At 59.1% G+C, this 19,404-nt stretch carries 23 protein-coding genes and 1 pseudogene; 10 read left to right on the top strand and 14 right to left on the bottom strand.

What is annotated here, in order from left to right:
• Nucleotides 1–42: 42 nt before the first annotated feature.
• From Q1A75_RS24245 to Q1A75_RS03910, 5 genes and pseudogenes are all read right to left on the bottom strand, one after another.
• A pseudogene (locus tag Q1A75_RS24245) lies at nt 43–1,041 on the bottom strand (enoyl-CoA hydratase/isomerase family protein); the annotation flags it as partial.
• Nucleotides 1,038–1,388 carry a RidA family protein gene (locus tag Q1A75_RS03925; protein ID WP_299549220.1) on the bottom strand — a complete coding sequence of 117 codons (351 nt, stop codon included), beginning with the start codon at nt 1,386–1,388 and terminating at the stop codon, nt 1,038–1,040. The pseudogene Q1A75_RS24245 and the gene Q1A75_RS03925, both read right to left, overlap by 4 nt.
• A complete protein-coding gene (locus tag Q1A75_RS03920) occupies nt 1,385–2,527 on the bottom strand; it encodes an acyl-CoA dehydrogenase family protein (RefSeq protein WP_299549217.1) in 1,143 nt (380 codons plus the stop codon). Before Q1A75_RS03920 ends, Q1A75_RS03925 begins: the two co-directional genes overlap by 4 nt.
• Before the next feature lie 61 nt (nt 2,528–2,588).
• Nucleotides 2,589–3,023 (bottom strand): hypothetical protein, encoded by a 435-nt coding sequence (locus tag Q1A75_RS03915; protein WP_299549214.1) that lies wholly within the window; start codon nt 3,021–3,023, stop codon nt 2,589–2,591.
• A 1-nt stretch (nt 3,024) separates the two neighbouring features.
• Complete coding sequence (locus Q1A75_RS03910; protein ID WP_299549211.1) at nt 3,025–4,524, bottom strand: CoA-acylating methylmalonate-semialdehyde dehydrogenase; 1,500 nt, start codon at nt 4,522–4,524, stop codon at nt 3,025–3,027.
• 121 nt (nt 4,525–4,645) lie between these two features.
• Here Q1A75_RS03910 and Q1A75_RS03905 point away from each other — a divergent pair, with 121 nt between their 5' ends.
• The 3 genes from Q1A75_RS03905 to coaD all read left to right on the top strand — a co-directional run bounded on the left by Q1A75_RS03905 (nt 4,646) and on the right by coaD (nt 6,737).
• On the top strand, nt 4,646–5,560 hold the full coding sequence (locus Q1A75_RS03905) for a LysR family transcriptional regulator (RefSeq protein ID WP_299549209.1): 915 nt from the start codon (nt 4,646–4,648) through the stop codon (nt 5,558–5,560).
• A 170-nt stretch (nt 5,561–5,730) separates the two neighbouring features.
• Nucleotides 5,731–6,165, top strand: a complete 435-nt coding sequence (locus tag Q1A75_RS03900) for a CBS domain-containing protein (protein ID WP_299549207.1) — start codon at nt 5,731–5,733, stop codon at nt 6,163–6,165.
• Nucleotides 6,166–6,245: 80 nt separating this feature from the next.
• Nucleotides 6,246–6,737 (top strand): pantetheine-phosphate adenylyltransferase, encoded by a 492-nt coding sequence (gene coaD / locus Q1A75_RS03895; protein ID WP_299549204.1) that lies wholly within the window; start codon nt 6,246–6,248, stop codon nt 6,735–6,737.
• 76 nt (nt 6,738–6,813) lie between these two features.
• On the opposite strand, the gene ctlX is transcribed toward coaD, so the two are convergent.
• Nucleotides 6,814–7,695 carry a citrulline utilization hydrolase CtlX gene (gene ctlX, locus Q1A75_RS03890; RefSeq protein WP_299549598.1) on the bottom strand — a complete coding sequence of 294 codons (882 nt, stop codon included), beginning with the start codon at nt 7,693–7,695 and terminating at the stop codon, nt 6,814–6,816.
• Between the two features lie 167 nt (nt 7,696–7,862).
• Here ctlX and Q1A75_RS03885 point away from each other — a divergent pair, with 167 nt between their 5' ends.
• The gene (locus tag Q1A75_RS03885) at nt 7,863–8,309 is read left to right on the top strand and encodes an Lrp/AsnC family transcriptional regulator (protein ID WP_299549202.1); all 447 of its coding nucleotides are present in this window, start codon (nt 7,863–7,865) and stop codon (nt 8,307–8,309) included.
• Between the two features lie 155 nt (nt 8,310–8,464).
• Here the strand turns inward: Q1A75_RS03885 and gap (Q1A75_RS03880) are convergent, their stop codons facing one another.
• From gap (Q1A75_RS03880) to gap (Q1A75_RS03870), 3 genes are all read right to left on the bottom strand, one after another.
• The gene (gene gap / locus Q1A75_RS03880) at nt 8,465–9,469 is read right to left on the bottom strand and encodes a type I glyceraldehyde-3-phosphate dehydrogenase (RefSeq protein WP_299549199.1); all 1,005 of its coding nucleotides are present in this window, start codon (nt 9,467–9,469) and stop codon (nt 8,465–8,467) included.
• Nucleotides 9,470–9,612: 143 nt separating this feature from the next.
• On the bottom strand, nt 9,613–9,756 hold the full coding sequence (locus Q1A75_RS03875; RefSeq protein WP_299549196.1) for a hypothetical protein: 144 nt from the start codon (nt 9,754–9,756) through the stop codon (nt 9,613–9,615).
• A 74-nt stretch (nt 9,757–9,830) separates the two neighbouring features.
• Nucleotides 9,831–10,832, bottom strand: a complete 1,002-nt coding sequence (gene gap / locus Q1A75_RS03870; RefSeq protein WP_299549193.1) for a type I glyceraldehyde-3-phosphate dehydrogenase — start codon at nt 10,830–10,832, stop codon at nt 9,831–9,833.
• A gap of 205 nt (nt 10,833–11,037) precedes the next feature.
• On the opposite strand from gap (Q1A75_RS03870), the gene Q1A75_RS03865 reads away from it, so the two are divergent.
• On the top strand, nt 11,038–12,012 hold the full coding sequence (locus Q1A75_RS03865) for a DUF808 domain-containing protein (RefSeq protein ID WP_299549190.1): 975 nt from the start codon (nt 11,038–11,040) through the stop codon (nt 12,010–12,012).
• Between the two features lie 38 nt (nt 12,013–12,050).
• On the opposite strand, the gene Q1A75_RS03860 is transcribed toward Q1A75_RS03865, so the two are convergent.
• On the bottom strand, nt 12,051–12,317 hold the full coding sequence (locus tag Q1A75_RS03860) for a hypothetical protein (protein WP_299549187.1): 267 nt from the start codon (nt 12,315–12,317) through the stop codon (nt 12,051–12,053).
• Between the two features lie 113 nt (nt 12,318–12,430).
• Nucleotides 12,431–14,446 (bottom strand): transketolase, encoded by a 2,016-nt coding sequence (tkt, locus tag Q1A75_RS03855; RefSeq protein WP_299549185.1) that lies wholly within the window; start codon nt 14,444–14,446, stop codon nt 12,431–12,433.
• Nucleotides 14,447–14,720: 274 nt separating this feature from the next.
• Here tkt and Q1A75_RS03850 point away from each other — a divergent pair, with 274 nt between their 5' ends.
• Nucleotides 14,721–15,212: a hypothetical protein gene (locus Q1A75_RS03850; protein ID WP_299549182.1), complete on the top strand. Its 492-nt coding sequence runs from the start codon at nt 14,721–14,723 to the stop codon at nt 15,210–15,212.
• The gene (locus Q1A75_RS03845) at nt 15,205–15,597 is read left to right on the top strand and encodes a cell division protein ZapA (RefSeq protein ID WP_299549179.1); all 393 of its coding nucleotides are present in this window, start codon (nt 15,205–15,207) and stop codon (nt 15,595–15,597) included. Before Q1A75_RS03850 ends, Q1A75_RS03845 begins: the two co-directional genes overlap by 8 nt.
• Nucleotides 15,598–15,700: 103 nt before the next feature.
• Here the strand turns inward: Q1A75_RS03845 and grxD are convergent, their stop codons facing one another.
• From grxD to Q1A75_RS03830, 3 genes are read right to left on the bottom strand one after another with little or no spacing between them, the layout of a single operon-like run.
• Nucleotides 15,701–16,063 (bottom strand): Grx4 family monothiol glutaredoxin, encoded by a 363-nt coding sequence (gene grxD / locus Q1A75_RS03840; protein ID WP_299549176.1) that lies wholly within the window; start codon nt 16,061–16,063, stop codon nt 15,701–15,703.
• 1 nt (nt 16,064) lies between these two features.
• Nucleotides 16,065–16,382, bottom strand: coding sequence for a hypothetical protein (locus tag Q1A75_RS03835; protein WP_299549174.1), 318 nt, complete (start codon nt 16,380–16,382; stop codon nt 16,065–16,067).
• Complete coding sequence (locus tag Q1A75_RS03830) at nt 16,382–16,621, bottom strand: BolA/IbaG family iron-sulfur metabolism protein (protein WP_299549595.1); 240 nt, start codon at nt 16,619–16,621, stop codon at nt 16,382–16,384. The genes Q1A75_RS03835 and Q1A75_RS03830 overlap by 1 nt, the downstream gene beginning before the upstream one ends.
• A gap of 163 nt (nt 16,622–16,784) precedes the next feature.
• Here Q1A75_RS03830 and Q1A75_RS03825 point away from each other — a divergent pair, with 163 nt between their 5' ends.
• The 3 genes from Q1A75_RS03825 (at nt 16,785) to Q1A75_RS03815 (ending at nt 19,354) form a co-directional block, all read left to right on the top strand.
• Nucleotides 16,785–17,753: an XdhC family protein gene (locus tag Q1A75_RS03825; RefSeq protein ID WP_299549172.1), complete on the top strand. Its 969-nt coding sequence runs from the start codon at nt 16,785–16,787 to the stop codon at nt 17,751–17,753.
• Nucleotides 17,750–18,742, top strand: a complete 993-nt coding sequence (locus tag Q1A75_RS03820; RefSeq protein ID WP_299549170.1) for a molybdopterin-binding protein — start codon at nt 17,750–17,752, stop codon at nt 18,740–18,742. Before Q1A75_RS03825 ends, Q1A75_RS03820 begins: the two co-directional genes overlap by 4 nt.
• Nucleotides 18,743–18,868: 126 nt before the next feature.
• Nucleotides 18,869–19,354: a (2Fe-2S)-binding protein gene (locus Q1A75_RS03815; RefSeq protein WP_299549168.1), complete on the top strand. Its 486-nt coding sequence runs from the start codon at nt 18,869–18,871 to the stop codon at nt 19,352–19,354.
• Nucleotides 19,355–19,404 lie beyond the last annotated feature (50 nt).

Here is a 19,404-nt window from a genome sequence, read left to right as displayed (position 1 = left end):
GCCCGTTCCTCCCAGTTTGAGTGCCATGTCCCCAAGCGGCATCAGCATCTTGCTGACCGCTGTGGGCGGGACCGTGCCGTCGGCGTATTGCCATTTCGGTGTGCGGTCCTTGTCTATGATGGCCGCCCTGATCCCTTCAAGGAAGTCACCATGCTCCATTGCTCGGGCGGTGAAACGGTATTCAAGGTCCAGCGCCTTGTCCAAGGTCAGCGATGGACCGCGCAGGCGGTGCAGGGCTTCGATGGTGCACGCCATGGAGAGGGGGCTGTTGCGGCCCATGCGCTTGCGTGTACCGCGGGCAAAGTCGCTGTCCTCGTCCCGCAGCGTGGTCAGCACATCGTTGAGGGACGCGCCATGAAAGTGCTTGTCGATGTCAGGCATTGCTTGTTGAAGCGGTCCGGGGGCGGGGTCCGTGGCGGCGGCAGCGATACAGGATGTGTCGCCCGTCGCCTCAAGCGTGGCAATCAGGGTGGGCCAATGTGCTTCGGCCACGTAGTGGTCGGCGAAGCCAGCGAAGATCGCGTCGCTTGCATTCATCCGCGCGGCGGTCGTGCCCAGGTACTCCCCCAGGCGACCCGGGGCGAGGGCAAGCATTAGCGACCCGCCCACATCCGGAACAAGTCCGATGCCGCATTCGGGCATGGCGATCTGGCTGCTGTCGCCCACGACGCGGTGCGACCCGTGGCAGCCGATGCCGACGCCGCCGCCCATGGTGAACCCTGGCAGGAAGCTGACCACCGGCTTGGGGTAGTGAAAGATTTTGTGGTTCAGGCGGTATTCGTCGGCCCAGAATTTCTGGCCGTAGGCATAGTCGCCCTTGGTCCCAGTTTCGTAGAGTTCGGCAATGTCACCGCCCGAACAGAAGGCGCGGTCGCCGATCGCGTCGAACACCACCACTTCGACACTGTCATCGCTGCGCCATGCGTCCAATGCCGCTTCGATGGCGAGGCACATCTCATAGGTCATCGCGTTGAGCGCTTGGGGACGCCGCAGGGTGATCCGGCCCGCGCGCCCGGTGATGCGGATGGAGATGTCGGTCATGGCAGGGCCGCCGTGCAGATGATTTCGATGTCGTAGCCTTCGCCACCAATCTGTACCTCTCCGCACGACCGGGCGGGGGCCGTACCAGCGGGCACCCATGCGTCCCAAACCTCGTTGATGGCGTCATAGTCGGATATGGAGGCGAGCCAGATGGTCACGGACAGCAATCGGGTTTTGTCAGTGCCTATGGCGGCAAGGTGATGATCGACCTTGGCCAGCGCTTCGCGAGTTTGGGTCTGGATCGGTGCAAAGGCGGTACCACATTGCCCGGCAAGATAAGCGGTTTGACTGTGCACAACCGCCTGGCTCATCCGTTTGTCCGTGTCGAAGCGCTTGATGCCGGTCATCGGTTCTTCAACATGTCGCGCGCCACGATCACACGCATGATTTCGTTGGTACCTTCGAGGATCTGATGCACGCGCAAATCGCGGACCAATTTTTCGATACCGTAATCCGCCAGATAGCCATAACCGCCGTGCAATTGCAGGCATTGGTCAACGACCTTGGACCCAGCGTCGGTTACGAACTTCTTGGCCATGGCGCAGAATTTGGTGGCATCAGGCGCGCCGTTGTCGAGCTTCCATGCGGCTTGGCGCAGGAAGGTGCGGGCGGCTTGCAGTTCGATCTCCATATCCGCGAGGCGGAATTGCAGGCCCTGGAACTGGTCGATGGGCTGACCAAACGCCTTGCGCTCGCCCATATAGGCCAGCGTCACATTCAAAGCCGTCTGTGCAGCGCCGAGAGAACAGGCGGCTATGTTCAGGCGGCCGCCATCCAACCCCATCATTGCGTATTTGAAACCCTGACCTTCTTCCCCAACCAGATTGCCGCTGGGGATATTGCAATTGTCGAACTGAACCTGCGCGGTGGGTTGGCTGCGCCAGCCCATCTTGTCTTCCAATCCGCCAAAGGAAAGCCCATCGGTTCCGTCTTCCACATAGACGGTAGAGACGCCCTTGGGTCCATCCTCGCCCGTGCGGACCATGCAGACATAGGCGTCGGAGTATCCACCGCCCGAGATAAATGCCTTGGTTCCGTTCAGGGAGTACCCTTCGTTCGTCCGATCCGCCCGCGTGCGCAGGGCGGCGGCATCCGAGCCTGAGCCGGGTTCGGTCAGGCAGTAGCTGAGGACTGTGTTCATACTCAGCACGTCGGGCATCACGCGTGCCTTCAGATCGTCATCCGCAAAACTGTCAAGCATCTTTGCGCACATGTTGTGGATCGACAGGAAGGCCACGACGGAAGGACAGGCCATACTGAGCGCTTCGAACACCAGTGTTGCGTCGAGCCGCGACAGGCCCGCGCCACCCGCGTCCCCCGAGATATAGAGGGAGGCAAAGCCAAGTTCGCCCACCTTGGGCCACAGATCTTTGGGGATGGTGCCGGCGGCTTCCCAGTCGCGGGCGTGGGGTGCAATTTCTGCCTGGCCAAAGGCATGGGCCATGTCGAAAATTGCTGTTTGTTCTTCGGTCAGTGCGAAGTCCATGCTGCCTCCCCTTACGCGATGGCTTGAATTGAACGCACGTTAAATTCCGATGTTTGCAAGACTATTGCAAGGCCCGTCCACCCGCTGGGGCCAAGAGCATTTCCACCGTTGTTTCGGGCTGACCGAGAAGGGTCAGTGCTTCGGCCTCGGACTGCTGGACCATGGGCACTACGGCATCCACATCGTCCCAGGACTTGATGAACAGAGTGCTGAGTTCCCGGCTGATTGGGGTCGGCGCGATGTAGACGACCAGTGATTGAACGCCTGCGTTCGCAAAGCGTCCCGCTTTGTTGGCCTGCATCTGCATGAAACGGACATAATCCTTTTCGTACCCGGTGATCGTGCTGAAATCGACGAGCTGTTTTTGACCGGGCGCATAGTCGGGGTCTGCCAAGTAGACGCGGGTCGCGTCCAACGTGTCATCAATGGCAACGTGGCCAGTATACCGGACCACGACAAGGCCGCGATCCGGAAGGATACGAAACTGTATGGGCATCTTACTCCATTACGGGGATTAAGAATTCTCCGCCTTCCTTAATGCCGGACGGCCAGCGTGCCGTCACTGTCTTCGTACGCGTATAGAACTTAAATGCGTCAGGACCATGTTGATTCAGGTCCCCAAATACGGATTTTTTCCAACCGCCGAACGTATGATAGGCAAGTGGCACCGGAATAGGCACGTTGATTCCGACCATACCAATATTGATTCGGTTCGCAAAATCGCGGGCCGTATCGCCGTCACGGGTGAAGATGGCGGTGCCGTTGCCGTATTCGTGGTCCATGGCAAGGCCGATAGCTTCTTCGTAAGTCTGCGCGCGGACGGTTGTCAGGACAGGTCCAAAGATCTCCTGCTTGTAGATGTCCATGTCCTTGGTCGCACGATCAAAGAGGTGTGGGCCCAAAAAGTACCCTTCTTCGTAGCCCTGCAATTTGAAATCACGCCCATCGACAACCAATTCGGCGCCTTGATCGATGCCGGTCTGCACCAGCCGTTCGATATTGGCCTTGGCGGCAGCGGTCACGACGGGGCCGTAGTCCACGTCATTGCCAGCAGTGTAAGGGCCAACCTTCAGCTTCTCGATCCGGGGCACCAGTTTCTCGATCAGGCGATCAGCCGTCTCATCGCCCACGGGCACCGCGACCGAGATCGCCATGCAGCGTTCGCCTGCGGCACCGTATCCTGCGCCAACCAGTGCATCGGCCGCCTGATCCATGTCAGCATCCGGCATGACGATCATGTGGTTCTTGGCCCCACCAAAGCACTGAACACGCTTCCCGTTTGCGCAGCCGGTGGCATAGATGTATTCGGCGATCGGGGTCGATCCCACGAAGCCTACGGACTGGATCACATCGTGGTGCAGGATTGCGTCCACCGCCTCCTTGTCCCCATTAACCACTTGCAGGATGCCCTTGGGCAGGCCGGCCTCCTCAATCAGTTCGGCCAGCATCAGCGGGACTGACGGATCACGTTCGGACGGTTTGAGAATAAAAGCATTGCCGCAGGCAATGGCGGGCGCGAACATCCACATCGGGATCATCGCGGGGAAGTTGAACGGCGTGATGCCCGCCGTGACGCCAAGGGCCTGGCGCATGGAATACATGTCGATGCCGGGACCCGCGCTGTCAGTGTATTCGCCTTTCAGCAGATGCGGCGCGCCGATGCAGTATTCCACAACTTCAAGTCCGCGCTGCACATCGCCGGCGGCATCCGGGAGAGTCTTGCCGTGTTCGCGGCTCAGCACCTCGGCCAGCTTGTCCATGTCACGATTGAGCAGATCCACGAATTTCATCAAGACGCGCGCGCGTCGCTGTGGGTTGGTCGCCGCCCAGGCCGGTTGTGCCTTGGTGGCAACGTCAACTGCATGAGCCAATTCGCTTGTCGAGGCGAGCGGCACCGTGGCCTGTACCTCACCCGTGGCCGGGTTCATGACGTCAGCAAAACGGCCCGATGTTCCTTTGACGTGGGCACCATCAATGTAGTGGGTCAATTCTTGCATTTGCGTCCTCCGGGGGTGGATGATGTTTTGGTGTTGGCAGCAGGATAGTCTTGCAAAATATCCTGCAAAAGAGGCAAGTGGGCAAAACCATTTTGCATTTTTGCAGACCAAAGGGGTTTTTATGCTGCCACACTGGGACGACCTGCGCTTATTTTTGGCGGTGGCGCGCGCCGAAACGCTTTCGGCGGCGGCCAAGGATGTGCGCAAGGATGCTGCCACGCTTGGTCGACGTGTGGCGCGGCTGGAACAGGATCTTGACGTGGTCCTGTTTCGCAAATCGCCTCAGGGATATGCGCTGACCGATGTGGGGGCGCAGTTGCTTGAACGGGCAGAGGCTGCCGAGGCTGCCATGCGTGCAGCGACAGAAGGAATATCGGGGGCAGGGCACGCGAAGGCAGAGACGGGGCTGACAGGACAAGTGCGTATCGGGGCACCGGACGGGTGTGCGAATTACGTCCTGCCGCAGGTCTGCGCTGCATTGGGCCAGACGCATCCGGCGCTTGATATTCAGATCATTGCCTTGCCACGCGTGTTCAACCTGTCCAGACGTGAAGCCGACCTTGCCATAGGTGTCAGCGCCCCCACTGCGGGGCAACTGACGGTCCAGCGCATTACGCAGTACCGTCTGCATCTTGCTGCAAGCGATACCTACCTGGCCAGTGCCCCCAGCCTAAAAACCATGGCGGATCTGCATGCACATCGGATCGTTGGGTACATCCCTGACATGATCTTTGACCGAGAACTGGACTATTTGGCGGATGCCGGAGTCGCACGGGTGGCACTGGCCTCGAATTCGGTTGCGGTGCAGCTGAATCTGTTACGGCGCAGCGCAGGCATAGGCGTGGTGCATGACTTTGCATTGCCGTTCGCCCCTGGTCTTCGTCGCGTGCTCCAGACCGAGATGTCGCTGTCACGCAGCTTTTTCCTGATCCGGCACCAGTCGGACACGCGTGACCGAAGGTTGAACCAGTTTGCCGAGCTTCTGGTGCAGGGGGTCCGTGCTGAAATCACGAAGCTTGAGGGTATTATAAATTAAGATCAAGGTATTGGGAGGCTATCTTCATGTTTGATACTCATGTCGATTGGACGTAGCTATCGCAGCATTTCAACCGGCAGTGGATCGCCGGGCGACGTTCGTACACTTGACAGACAGGGCCTTGGCGGCAGACGCTGAGTTATGCCGCAGTATTGACGAGGTCCAGACCCATGCTTGTGCACCAGATTCTCAAGTCCAAATCCGACGATGCCGTTGTCACGGTTCAACCCGGAACGCAGGTGTCCGAAGCGGCCAAGATCCTTGCCGAGCGCAGGATCGGGACAGTCGTCATCTCAACAGATGGGCTAACGGCCGAGGGTATCCTGTCGGAGCGCGACATCGTGCGGGTTCTGGCCAAGCGGGGTGGCGCCATCCTGAACGAGCCGGTGGACAACTTCATGACGTCGAAGCTGGTGACATGCCAGCGCGACGACAAGGCGGATGATATCTTGGCCCAGATGACCGAAGGTCGATTTCGCCACATGCCCGTCGTCGAGGACGGTCAATTGGTCGGGCTGATCACGCTGGGTGACGTGGTCAAGGCGCGACTGACCGAATTGGCGATGGAGAAGGAAGCGCTTCAAGGTATGATTATGGGTCATTGACCAGACGCTTGCGTCCTGTTTGCTTGCAATCGCGTGTCTGAAATGCTGCATTGCGGCCAAGACGACTGACGGAGCCGCCCATGCGCATCGGCCTTTACCCTGGCACCTTTGATCCCATCACGCTGGGGCATATCGACATCATTCGGCGGGCGAGCCCCATGGTCGACAGGTTGGTGATCGGCGTTGCCATCAACCGCGACAAGGGCCCGCTGTTTCAGTTGGAAGAGCGCGTTGCCATGATCGAGGCGGAATGCGCCAAACTGAGTGCGCAAACCGGCACCGAGATCGTGGTCCACCCCTTTGAAAACCTACTTATCGATTGCGCCCGGGATGTGGGCGCGCAGCTGATCATCCGCGGTCTACGGGCTGTGGCCGATTTTGAGTACGAATTTCAAATGGTTGGCATGAACCGCAAGCTTGATGACAGCATCGAAACCGTATTCCTGATGGCCGAGGCCGAACATCAGGCGATTGCATCGAAGCTGGTGAAAGAGATCGCGCGACTTGGCGGCGACGTCAGCAAGTTCGTGACCCCGCTTGTCAATGACGCTTTGAAAGAGCGGTTTGGCTAGGGACCATTGTCAGACGTGTGAGAGTGGCGGCCATGTGGAACGAAATATACGTTTGATAACATCCCTCCAATGTCTGCTAATCACGTGGTGTCAAATGTATTCCCGCGATGGTGCAGCGCACCGAGCCTCCTGAGAGCTCAATAGTTGGTATCTTCAGCGCAACCAACGTCGCGCTATTGGAAATCTGGGCCTTTTGATTTGGGGTCAATGCGTTCAACGCCGTCTCAGAGAGAGCGAGAACGCGGCCTGCAGAACCTTGCAGCTCAATGGCATTCCCCGCGAACTTGCTGATCTGATCGTCGCTTAATTCGATGATGATACGGCTTGATTGGCCTAGACGATGCAGCACCTCATCTCGACGTGCGCTGTCTTTGATCATGCAGCTTCCGATCATTGCGAATTCGGTCGCGATGCACATCAACACATTGGTATGATACACGGCCCGACCTTGTGCATCAGCTGCGTGAAATGCCATCGGCTCATAGTTGAAATGTGTGCAAAATCGTTCCAGCGCGATCTGGCTGGTCCGGTCTGATTTAACCGCATAGGCAATCCTGTCTACGTGATCGAGAACCATCGCTCCTGTGCCTTCAAGGTAAAGCCCATCATGTTCTAGTCCGGAGTAATCCAATATATCCTGCACACGGAATTTGGTCTTAAGCATGTCCAAGATGTCAGAGCGGCGTTCCAACCTACGGTTCGGGGCCATCATGGGGTAGACCGCGATTTGACCGCCAACATGGGTGGAAAACCAATTGTTCGGAAACACGCAGTCGGGTGTTCTGGGGTCATCTCCGTCGAACAGATGCACATCGACCCCATGGGATCGTAACGTATCTGCTGCTTGCGTCAGTTCCTGATATGCCCTGTTCGCATCGTCGGCTGAGGACGGAATTGCAGACTGGAAGGCATTGTCGAATGTTTCCGAGTTTACAGCGAAATGATGAGGGCGCACCATCACAACAGATGATGGCGCTTGTAGGCTCTTGGAAATGGTCACGGGGTTTCTCCTGTCAGATGACCGGTGTTTTTACTCTTCATAATGCGGTGGCAACGCTCAAATAGATGTCTTTTTGCTAGGTATTCATGCAAAATGCATGAAGCAATCCTAACTTTTGTGGATTCATGGAACCCGATAAGCCTGAAAAATACAGATTTGATGATCTTGACCGCCGACTGGTTGCGCTGCTCATGCGTGATGGGCGTGCGCCGGTTGCGAAGCTGGCGGATATTTTGAATGTGTCGCGTAGCACGGTGCAAAACCGCCTCGACCGCATGTTGCAGTCCGGTGCATTGCTTGGCTTCACCGCGCGGGTGCGTGAAGACTACGAAGACGGCCAGATCAATGCGATGATGATGATCAAGATATCCGGAAAAAGCACCACGCAGGTCATTGCAAACCTGCGTCGTTTGCCGGAGCTGCGTCGCGTTCATACGACCAGCGGGAAGTGGGATCTGGTCGCGGAAATCCGTGTCCAGACCCTGGCAGAATTTGACCGAACGCTGCGAGAGGTTCGGCAGATCAACAATATTGAAACCAGCGAGACGAGCATTTTACTGACAAGCGTCTGAGCGATGGGTGGCCATTCGAACAGGTTGCAGCATTGTAAAATGGGGCTCAGAGCGGCCACCGATCTACGCCCTTTGCAACACCACCCCCGGCTCTGGCGCTTCAAACAAAAAGGCGCCCTTGCGAGCGCCTTTTCCAATTCGACTTTGAAATGCCGTTACAGGTACTTGCCCATTTCCACAGCCGTGTCGCCCATGCGGTTTGAAAAGCCCCATTCGTTGTCGTACCAGCTGAGGATACGAACCATGTTGCCGTCCATGACCTTGGTCTGGTCTGTGGCAAAGATCGATGAATGCGGGTCGTGGTTGAAGTCCATCGACACCAGTTTCGCGTCGGTCACACCCAACACGCCCTGAAGCGGGCCGGAGGCGGCGGCGGTAGTCATGGCGGCGTTGATCTGCTCAACGGTCACGTCACCATTCACTTCGATGGTCAGATCGACGCACGACACGTTGGGTGTGGGTACACGGATGGCCACACCGTCCAGCTTTCCGTTCAATTCGGGCATCACAAGACCCACGGCCTTGGCCGCACCGGTCGAGGTTGGGATCATCGACAATGCCGCAGCACGGGCGCGGTAGAGATCCTTGTGCATCGTATCGAGCGTCGGCTGATCGCCGGTATAGCTGTGAACGGTGGTCATGAAGCCACGCTTGATGCCGAACTGGTCGTGCAGCACCTTGGCGACGGGCGTCAGGCAGTTTGTGGTGCAGGACGCATTCGATACGATCACATCGTCGCCCGACAATGTGTCATGGTTCACGCCATATACAATTGTCTTGTCGGCACTCTTGCCGGGGGCCGAGATCAGCACGCGGCTGGACCCGTTTTCAAGATGGGCCTGACACGCCTCTTTCGAGGTGAAGATGCCGGTGCATTCCAGCACGATGTCCACGTGAGCCCAAGGCAGGTCAGCCGGGTTGCGCTCTGCCGTGACCTTGATTGGGCCATGGCCCACATCGATGCTGTCGCCAGAGACTTTCACGGTCGCCGGGAAGCGGCCATGCACGCTGTCGTACTGCAGCAGGTGGGCGTTCGTCTCGACTGGTCCAAGGTCGTTGATCGCGACCACTTCGATATCTGTCCGACCGCTTTCGACGATCGCGCGTAGCACGTTGCGCCCGATGCGTCCGAATCCGTTGATTGCAACTTTGATGGCCATGGTATCCCCCATGTCTGGTGTCAGAGTGATGTCTGAACGCGGTCCCAGGGATCGGGGCTGCGCCGTTACCGCTAACAAATGCAAAGCAGCGCGTTTGTCAACCGGGGATGCCGGTCAAATCTGTGCGACGCATGCAGCGCAAGTCATCGCCAGAAGGCGATCCATTCCAGAAGCTCCGCGAATTTCTTACCCAGGAAAATCAGGTGCTGCATGCCGTAGAGGAAGACATCCACGGCAATCGCACCGACGATCAGCAGGGCGAGGAGAAAAGCGATGCGGTTGGTCATGAGGATGCGTCACAAAGAAAAAGGGCAGGGCCGTTGTGACAGCCCCACCCGATGCTTGCAACCTGTGGCGTTGTTCAGGTCAGGCGGCCCATGGCAACAGCCACGTCGGCCATGCGAACCGAGAACGCCCACTCGTTATCGTACCAAGCCAGAACCCGCACCATCCGGTTGCCCACCACCTTGGTCTGGTCGGGGGCAAAGATGGACGAGTGTTCGGTGTGGTTGAAGTCGATGCTGACCTTGTGCTCATCATCATAGGCCAGCACGCGGCCCATGGGGCCAGCGGCGGCCTCGGCCACGGCAGCGTTGACCTCTTCGATGGTCACGTCGCGGCTTGCTTCGAATGTCAGGTCTACGGCGCTGACATTCGGGGTTGGCACGCGCATGGCGGTACCGTCCAGCTTGCCAGCGAGGTTGGGCAGCACTTCGCCCAGAGCCTTGGCCGCACCGGTTGAGGTCGGGATCAAAGCCATGGCCGCCGCACGTGCCCGGTAGAGATCACTGTGCCGACGGTCGAGCGTTGGTTGGTCGCCCGTGTAACTGTGAATGGTGGTCATCACGCCGCGCTCGATACCAAAGGCGCGGTCCAAAACCTTGGCCAAAGGGGCAAGGCAGTTCGTTGTGCACGACCCGTTCGAGATCATACGGTCATTGGCGGCCAACTGCTCGTCGTTCACGCCGAAGACAACCGTCTTATCTACATTCTTGCCAGGAGCGGACAGCAATACCTTCTTGGCACCGCGTTCCATATGCACCTTGGCCTTTTCGCCGTCGTTGAACTGGCCTGTGCATTCCAGCACCACGTCAACGCCGGTCCAGTCCAAGTCGTTCATGTCATAGGTCGACATCATGCGTATCGGGCCGCGGCCCAGATCCATCGAGTCATTGGTCAGTTTGACCTCGTTCGGGAAACGGCCATGCACGCTGTCATACTTGATCAGGTGGGCTGCCGTTTCCAGCGGGCCGGTCGCGTTCACAGCGACCACGTCGATGTCGTTGCGCAGCGAGGTTGCGATATGGCTGAGGGTGCAGCGCCCGATGCGTCCAAACCCGTTAATGCCGACTTTGATGGTCATGGTTCTGGTTGTCCTTCCGCTGGGGCAGCATGAATGTCGTCAGCGTGATAGCTGCTGCATTGCGGCGTGAGAAGGGGAAAAGAGACTAATAATCAGAGTGTTAGCGATAACCGTGTTCCATTGTATGCAGTTCGCGCTAACAGTATGCGGAACCGCAACACTGTGTTATGCGCTAACGGAAGGACAAAACGAGGGAACGGGCGAAATGAGCGGACTTTTGGCTCTTTTGGACGACGTTGCGGGAATCGCCAAAGTGGCGGCCGCATCGGTGGATGATGTGATCGGACAGGCAACCAAGGCGGGTGCCAAGGCGGCCGGGGCCGTTATTGATGATGCCGCAGTGACGCCAAAATATGTGCATGGGTTCGCGGCTGATCGCGAATTGCCGATCATCTGGCGCATCGCCAAAGGGTCATTCAAGAACAAGCTCGTCTTTCTGCTGCCCATCGGGCTGGCTCTTTCAAACTTTGCACCGTGGGCGATTCCACCGCTGTTGATGCTGGGAGGCGCCTATCTCTGCTTCGAAGGGGCAGAGAAGGTGGCGCACGTTTTGGGCTGGGGTCACGGGCACGAGGACTACGCAGGCAAGGAAGCAGAAGTACAGGACCCTGCGCATCTTGAGGAACAGAAAGCCCAAGGCGCCATCAAGACGGATTTCATCCTGTCGGCGGAAATCATGACCATCTCTCTGGCCGCGATTCCCCCAAGCAATTTCTGGATGGAGGCGGCCACACTGGCCGCCGTTGCCATCATGATCACGGTAGCGGTCTACGGATCTGTGGCGCTGATCGTGAAAGCGGACGATGCCGGCCTTGCAATGGCCGACCGGGGGCGCTTTGGCTTGACACGTGCACTGGGGCGCGGACTGGTCAAGATCATGCCGGGCTTTATGAAGCTGCTGACCATCGTGGGGACGGCGGCCATGCTCTGGGTTGGTGGATCCATCATCGTGCATGGGCTTGCCGAGATGGGCTGGCACGGACCCGAAGAGGTGATCTATGGCCTTGGCAAGTCTGTTGGTGCGATGTTCGAGGCGGCGTCGGGCTTTGCCTCGTGGATCACCAAGGCAGCTGTTGATGGCGTGCTGGGCCTTGCCCTGGGGTTCGTGTTGATCCCAGTTGGTGAGAAAGTGATTACGCCGATCTGGCGCGGCGTATCGTCAAAGCTTGCACGCTCCTGATCTCTGCTCGGCTTGGTCGTACCCGGGTTTAGCTTCAGTTACCCAACCGTTTCCGCATGCGGTTTCGCGCCGTTTGTGGCGCTTTCATCAGCGCCATCTTCAGTCTGATCGTCTGTGGACGGGCATTCAGGGGGCGACAAGGGCGCCCCGGGCCGTATCGCGATAACCAATGCCAACATGAACGCAATGATCGCCCCGCCAAACGCATAAATGATCAGTGCCATCCACCAACCGCTGCCCAGAAGCAACGCCACAGCCGCTGCTACGGCGGCCAGAATGGTGGCAATGATCAATATACCAAGCACGTGCGGCCTTTGGTTTCCCTTCGCTCCCCATTGAAGCTTTTACCAATTCCCGAAACGGTGGCACTCTTTAAATACACTGGTTTTTAGCAGGGGACGTCGCACCCCCTGCTCAATCATATAAGCAAGTTGGCCTTTTCGACCACTGCTTGTGCAGTGATTCCAAACTTTTCGAACAAGATGTTCGCTGGCGCAGAGGCGCCAAAGTCGTCCATGCCTATAAAATCAGCTTTATTCGCCTTTCCACGCTCACCCAGCAGCCACCGATCCCAACCCTGGCGCACGGCTGCTTCGATTCCAATGCGGACAGGACCGGCAGGCAGGACCTTGCGGCGATAGCTTTCGTCCTGCTGCGCGAACAGTTCCATGCAGGGCATCGAGACGACGCGGCAGCCGATCCCGGCATCTTGCAGCTTGGCACGGGCATCCATCGCGATGGACACTTCAGACCCGGAGGCGATCAGGATGACCTGACGCTTGCCCTCGGCCTCGGCCAGAACATAGGCGCCCTGGGCCGTCAGGTTCTTCAGCTTGTGCTCTGTGCGTACTGTCGGCAGGCCCTGACGGGTCAGGGACAGGACCGACGGCGTTTCAGTGGATGACAGCGCAAGTTCCCAGCTTTCAGCGGTTTCCACCGCATCGGCAGGGCGGAACACCATGGTGTTCGGTGTCGCACGGCTGATCGCCAGATGCTCGACCGGTTGGTGGGTCGGACCATCTTCGCCCAGACCGATACTGTCATGGGTCATGACAAACACCGTGGGGATTTTCATCAGGGCTGCCAGACGCATGGCGGGGCGGGCATAGTCGGTAAAGCACATGAACGTGCCGCCATAGGGGCGAATGCCACCGTGGAGGGCCATGCCGTTCATGGCCGCGGCCATGCCGTGCTCGCGAATGCCCCAGTACACATAGCGGCCGCCACGGTTGTCCGTGTCGAACACGCCCAAATCACCCGTCTTGGTGTTGTTCGAGCCGGTCAGGTCAGCCGATCCACCTACAGTCTCGGGCATCACCGGGTTGATGACCTCCAGCGCCTTTTCAGATGCAGCGCGTGTCGCCAACTTGGGCGCGCTTTCCGACATCTGTTTTTTGAAGGCCTTGACGGTGGCCGACAGTTTCCTAGGCACCTCGCGGGCGAGGGTCCGGTTGAACTGCGCTTGCTTGGAGCCTGAGATGGACGCAAACCGTTCGTCCCATGCCGCGCGGGCTTCAGCGCCGCGAGTGCCAATAGCCTCCCAAGCGGCTTTGACATCGACGGGCACGTCAAACGGTCCCGTGGTCCAGCCATAGGCGGCCTTGGCGTCTTGCAGCTGCGTCTGATCGGTCAGCGCGCCGTGGCCCTTGGACGTATCCTGTGCCGCATGACCCAGTGCAATATGCGTCTTGCAGGCAATCATGGTGGGCTTTTTCTGTGTCTTTGCCTTGGTGATCGCGGCGTCAATTGCCTCCGGATCGTGGCCGTCAATCTCGATCACGGCCCAGCCCGCAGACTTGAAGCGCTGCGGCTGGTCGGTGTTGTCTGCCAGTGACAGCGGCCCATCAATCGTGATGTTGTTGTTGTCCCAGAAGACAATCAGCTTGCCCAGTTGGTGACGGCCAGCAAGCGTGATGGCTTCCTGGCTGACACCTTCCATCAGGCATCCATCCCCTGCGATGGCATAGGTATAGTGATCGACAACCTTCTTGCCGTATTGGGCGCGCAGGATTTCCTCGGCCATGGCAAAGCCCACAGCGTTCGAAACGCCTTGGCCTAGTGGGCCAGTGGTGGTCTCGATCCCCTTGGCGTGGCCATATTCCGGGTGGCCTGCAGTGATCGCGCCCCACTGGCGGAAGTTCTTGACCTGCTCAAGGGTCATATCCTCGTACCCGGTCAGGTGCAGCAGGGAATAAAGCAGCATTGAGCCGTGACCGGCAGACAGGATGAACCTGTCACGGTCGGGCCAGTCCGGTGCCTTGGCGTCGAATTTCAGGTGCTTTTCGAACAGGACGGTGGCCATATCGGCCATCCCCATGGGCATGCCTGAGTGGCCGGAATTGGCCGCAGCGACGGCATCAAGGGTCAAGGCACGGATGGCGGTGGCCTTGGACCAGTGGTCGGGATGGGCGGTGCGAAGGGCTGTCAGATCCACGGAATTGCTCGTCCTTTGGCATTTGGTTTGAGGCTGCATATCAGGCAAAGACCAAAGATCAAGGCGCTGTGCTCATGCAAATCGGGGCATGAGGCGACAGGCGACGTTTTGCTACATCAAAGCCGCCCCGCAAGTGGTTGATCGCAAAGGGGGGCGCATTTCTCTACCTCTTTGGCTACACTTGGGCGCAACCGGACGGTAAATCGATTCGAACAGTCCGGGCGGATGGAACCAATGCTCCAAGGCGCCAAGAAAAAGGGGACAGGCACGTAAGATGAGCGATATCGACGGATTGCAACAGCGGTTGACCGCTGCGATGGACAGGATCGCCACGGGCCTTGACGGCCTGGACACGGCGGGGGGCGAAGACACCGCAGCCTTGCAGACGGCCCTTGATGATGAACGCGTGGCAAACGCACAGCTGACCGAACGGGTGCGCAAGCTGTCCGAGCGGCAGGATGCGGCCACGTCTGATGTCAAGGCTGCTGCAGATGCTGCGCAGGCCCGGGTAGAGGAGCTGGACCTTGAATTGCAACGCTTGCGCAAGGCCAACGAACAATTGCGCGAGTCAAATGCCGCCTTGCGCACAGCGAACGAAGAAGGGGTGGGCGAGCCGCATCTAATCAACAAATCCATGATGGCAGAGCTTGAAGGGCTGCGCGCTGCACGGGCCGCGGATGTGGCCGAAGCAAGTAGTATCATTGGTGCGTTGACCCCGCTGCTCGACCAGCTGGAAGCTCCGGAAGAGGAGGATGCAGATGCCTGAGGTCACAATCAACATCGGCGGACGCCCGTTTCAGGTTGCCTGCCAGGAGGGCGAGGAAAGCTATCTGCATTCTGCCGCCAAGATGCTGGATGATGAAGCGCAGGTGCTGGCCGATCAGGCTGGGCGCATGCCCGAAGCGCGGATGCTGCTGATGGCGGGCCTGATGCTGGCTGACAAGACGGCAAGTGTCGAAGACCGCGTGACCGAGGTAGAAGCCCAACTGGCCGAGCGTGAGGCGGAACTTGAGGGGTTGCGCACCATGGGCGCGCCAGAGCCTGAACGGATTGAGGTGCCTGTCGTGCCGCAGGCGGTAACTGACACGCTGGCAGAGTTGGCCGCTCGGGCCGAAGCACTTGCCGCGGAAGTGGAAGAGAAAACGGCGTAAGACGCAGCTTGCTGCGTATTCCCGCGAAACAGAAAGAAGGCGTGCCAACCCGGCACGCCTTTTCTCTTTGAACCGTAAGACGCACGTGTCGTGCGCCCGGTTGTTACCCGTTCGCTTCGCGGATCTTGTCCGCCGCGTCTTTGTCATAGGTTACGCCGCTTTCATCAAACAGCGTGTCCAATTCGCCCGAAAGAGTCATCTCGGTGATGATGTCACACCCGCCGACAAACTCGCCTTTGACGTACAGCTGCGGGATGGTCGGCCAATCCGAAAAATCCTTGATGCCCTGGCGGATGTCTTCATCGGCCAGAACGTTCACGTCGGCGAAATCCACGCCCATGTAGTTCAGCACACCGGCCACGCGGCTGGAAAAGCCGCATTGTGGCATCGACTTGGTGCCCTTCATGTACAGCACGACGGGGTTTGCATTGATGGTTTCGGTGATCCGACTTGCGGCGTTGCTCATTCTATTTGCCTTTCTTGTGGAAAGCGCGGTGAAACCGCGCGGCATAGGTTTCATCTTCGGGCATCGCTTGGACATGTGTGCTGGCTTCTGCCATGTAGCCGCTCTTTTTCGCGGTTCCATCCGTTCTGATCTGGTTTACACGCTCCAAAGCGTCGTTGCGTCGGTTGACCTTGTTCACAAGCGTCAGATCAGTCGCTTCCATACCCAACGGTACGACCTTGGTCTGACCCATCTCGTCACGATCAGGACGGCGTGCCGACAAAGGACGCCGCGGTGCCCGCCGAAACGGCATGGTGACAATATGCCAGAAGGCAGTCATCAGGGTGCCTTTGTCGTCAAGGCCAATGCGTGCAACTCTCCATGGCTGCCATCCATCTTGCCCTTCAGCGCCTTGGTGACGGCCCGGTGCTGCTGCACGCGGTTCATGCCGGAAAATGACGCGTCGATCACCTCGGCCGAATAGTGGTTTCCGTCACCCGCTAGGTCCGTGATCGTGATCTTGGCGTCGGGAAAGCTCTCGCGGATCAGGTCTTCGATCTCTTGGGCTTGCATGGGCATCTGGCTGGTCTCCGGCTGGTCTTGCTTACGGATGTAGGCCGCAGGCGGGGTACGCGCAAGCATAAGCGCGCGCAACAACCTGTGCTTAAGTCAGGGTTGTGTTCCCGCAAAGTCACCGCATACGCTTTGCGTGGGATGGAACCAGCAAAAATGGACGGATCGCATGTCGTCGGTTGAAACCGCGCCGGAGCAAGCGCTGGAATGGATCAAAGCAGGCAAGGGCGCGGCCCTTGCGACCGTGATCGAAACATGGGGCAGCGCGCCGCGCCGCGCTGGCGCGCAGATGGTCGTGTCGGCTGACGGCGATATGATGGGCTCCGTCTCGGGCGGCTGCGTCGAAGGGGCCGTCGTGGTCGAGGCGATGGAAACGCTCGAAAATGGCACCCCGCGTCTGCTTGAATACGGGATCAGCGATGGGGACGCCTTTGCAGTGGGGCTGGCCTGCGGCGGCACGATCAAAATCCTCGTTGAGCCGGTGGGGTCGGCGATGCCCGAAGACACGCTTGATGCGCTTGTTACGGCCCGCGCGACGCGCCGACAGGCAGCCTATGTGGTCGACACTGAAAGCTGGGACAGACGGCTGGACTACGACGGGCATGCGGCACGCTTTGCCAAGGACCGCACAGGGATGGAGGAGGATGGCAAGACCTTTGTCGCCATTCACAACCCGCCTTTGCGGCTGGCGATCGTTGGCGGTGTGCACATCGCGCAAGCCCTAGTGCCCATGGCGAAACTGGCGGGCTATGATCCTTACATCATCGACCCGCGTGAAGCCTTCGGTTCGGCGGCCCGTTTCCCGGGAGAACGCGTGATCAATGACTGGCCGGACGAAGCGCTGGCTGAGATTGATGTGGATGCTCGCACAGCCCTTGTATTGCTGACACATGACCCGAAACTGGATGATCCGGCGCTCCATATCGCGTTGAAGTCCGAGGCGTTCTACATCGGCGCGCTCGGTTCGACGCGCACCCATGCCAAACGCTTGGCCCGGCTGGAAGAGGCGGGGTTCACCTCAGACCAGATCGCGCGGATCAAGGGGCCCATTGGACTCGACATCGGTGCGGCAAGCCCGCCAGAGATCGCGGTGTCCATCCTGGCGCAGATGGTCGCAACACTCAGGCAAGGCGCATGAAGTTCGGCCCAAGGCCCGCAGCGGATGCACTTGGCGCGACGCTCGCCCATTCATTAGCGGGTCAGTCCCGTCGCGTGTCCAAGGGAACCGTCCTGACAGATGACGACATTGCAGAACTGACTGCGGCAGGTCACGACACGCTGACGGTCGCGACGCTCGCCCCAGGCGACATAGAAGAAAACAGTGCCGCCGAAGCTCTCGCCGCGGCCGTCGTGCCAACGCCCGAGAAACAAGGCCTGCGTATCACTGCGGCAGGGGCAGGGCGCGTGAACCTCTACGCGACAGGTCCGGGTGTCGTCGCGATTGATGTGGATCGGCTCTCGCGCATTAATGCGGTTGATCCTATGATCACCATCGCCACGGTGCCGCCATTCCATCGCGTCGATGCGCGCACCATGGTCGCCACGATCAAGATCATATCCTACGCCGTGTCGCAGGACGCACTGGACACGGCAACAGCAGATGCGGCCAACGCAATCCGTATCCTGAGCCCACAATATTCAACGGCAACGTTGATCGAAACACAGGTCGGCAACGCCGAACCGTCGTCCAAGGGCCGCGCTGCTTTGACCGGGCGGCTTGACCGCTTGAACGTGTCGCTGACGCCTCGGGTCGTTGTGCCGCATCAGGACGCCCCGCTGGCTCAAGCCGTGGCCGACGCGGAAGGCGAGTTTGTTTTTGTTCTGACTGCATCCGCGACGTCGGACACGCACGACGTCGCACCGTCAGCGGTGCGCGCGGCGGGGGGAAACGTCATCGCCTATGGTATGCCGGTGGACCCAGGCAATCTGCTCTTTTTCGGAACGCATGGCGACAAGCCGGTGATCGGCCTGCCGGGATGTGCGCGGTCGCCAGCCCTCAATGGCGCAGACTGGGTGCTTGAACGGCTGATCTGTGGCGTAACCCTTACGCGGCAGGACATCGCGCAGATGGGGGTCGGTGGCTTGCTCAAGGAAATTCCCACCCGGCCCCGACCGCGAGAGAGCTAGGGCGCAGGCCGTGCTAAGGCACTGCGTGATCTTGCGATTTCGCGGATGCGGCGAAGATTTCTGTTCTCAAGCGCCACCACCCATGCTTAACTTGAGCTCAACAAGAATGCCAAAAGGGAGGATGCCATGGCACAGGTCTCGATGACCGTGAACGGAAAGGCTGCGTCTGGCGAGGTCGAGGGGCGCACATTGCTGTCGTCCTTCTTGCGCGACCAGCTGATGCTGACCGGAACCCACGTGGGCTGCGACACGTCGCAATGCGGCGCCTGCGTCGTTCATGTCGATGGGCAGGCGGTCAAATCCTGCACGATGCTCGCAGTAGAGGCCGAAGGGGCCGAGGTTGCGACGATCGAAGGGCAGGCGAATGCCGACGGCTCACTTAACGTGATCCAGCAGGCATTCCAGGACCATCACGGCCTGCAATGCGGCTTCTGCACACCCGGCATGGTGATGTCGGCGGCGGCATTGCTCAAGGACAACCCTAAACCGTCCGAGCAAGATGTGCGTGAATATCTGGAAGGCAATATCTGCCGCTGCACGGGCTACCACAACATCGTCAAATCGATCATGGCGGCCAGTGGTCAGGACGTATCGGCCATCGCCGCCGAATAACAGGGATTCCGCAGCCCGGATATCCTTCTGGGCTGTCAGTCAGCAGGCGC

The sequence above is a fragment of the uncultured Tateyamaria sp. genome (assembly GCF_947504105.1).
Lineage (GTDB): Bacteria > Pseudomonadota > Alphaproteobacteria > Rhodobacterales > Rhodobacteraceae > Tateyamaria.
This window is presented reverse-complemented; position numbering and strand designations above follow the sequence as displayed.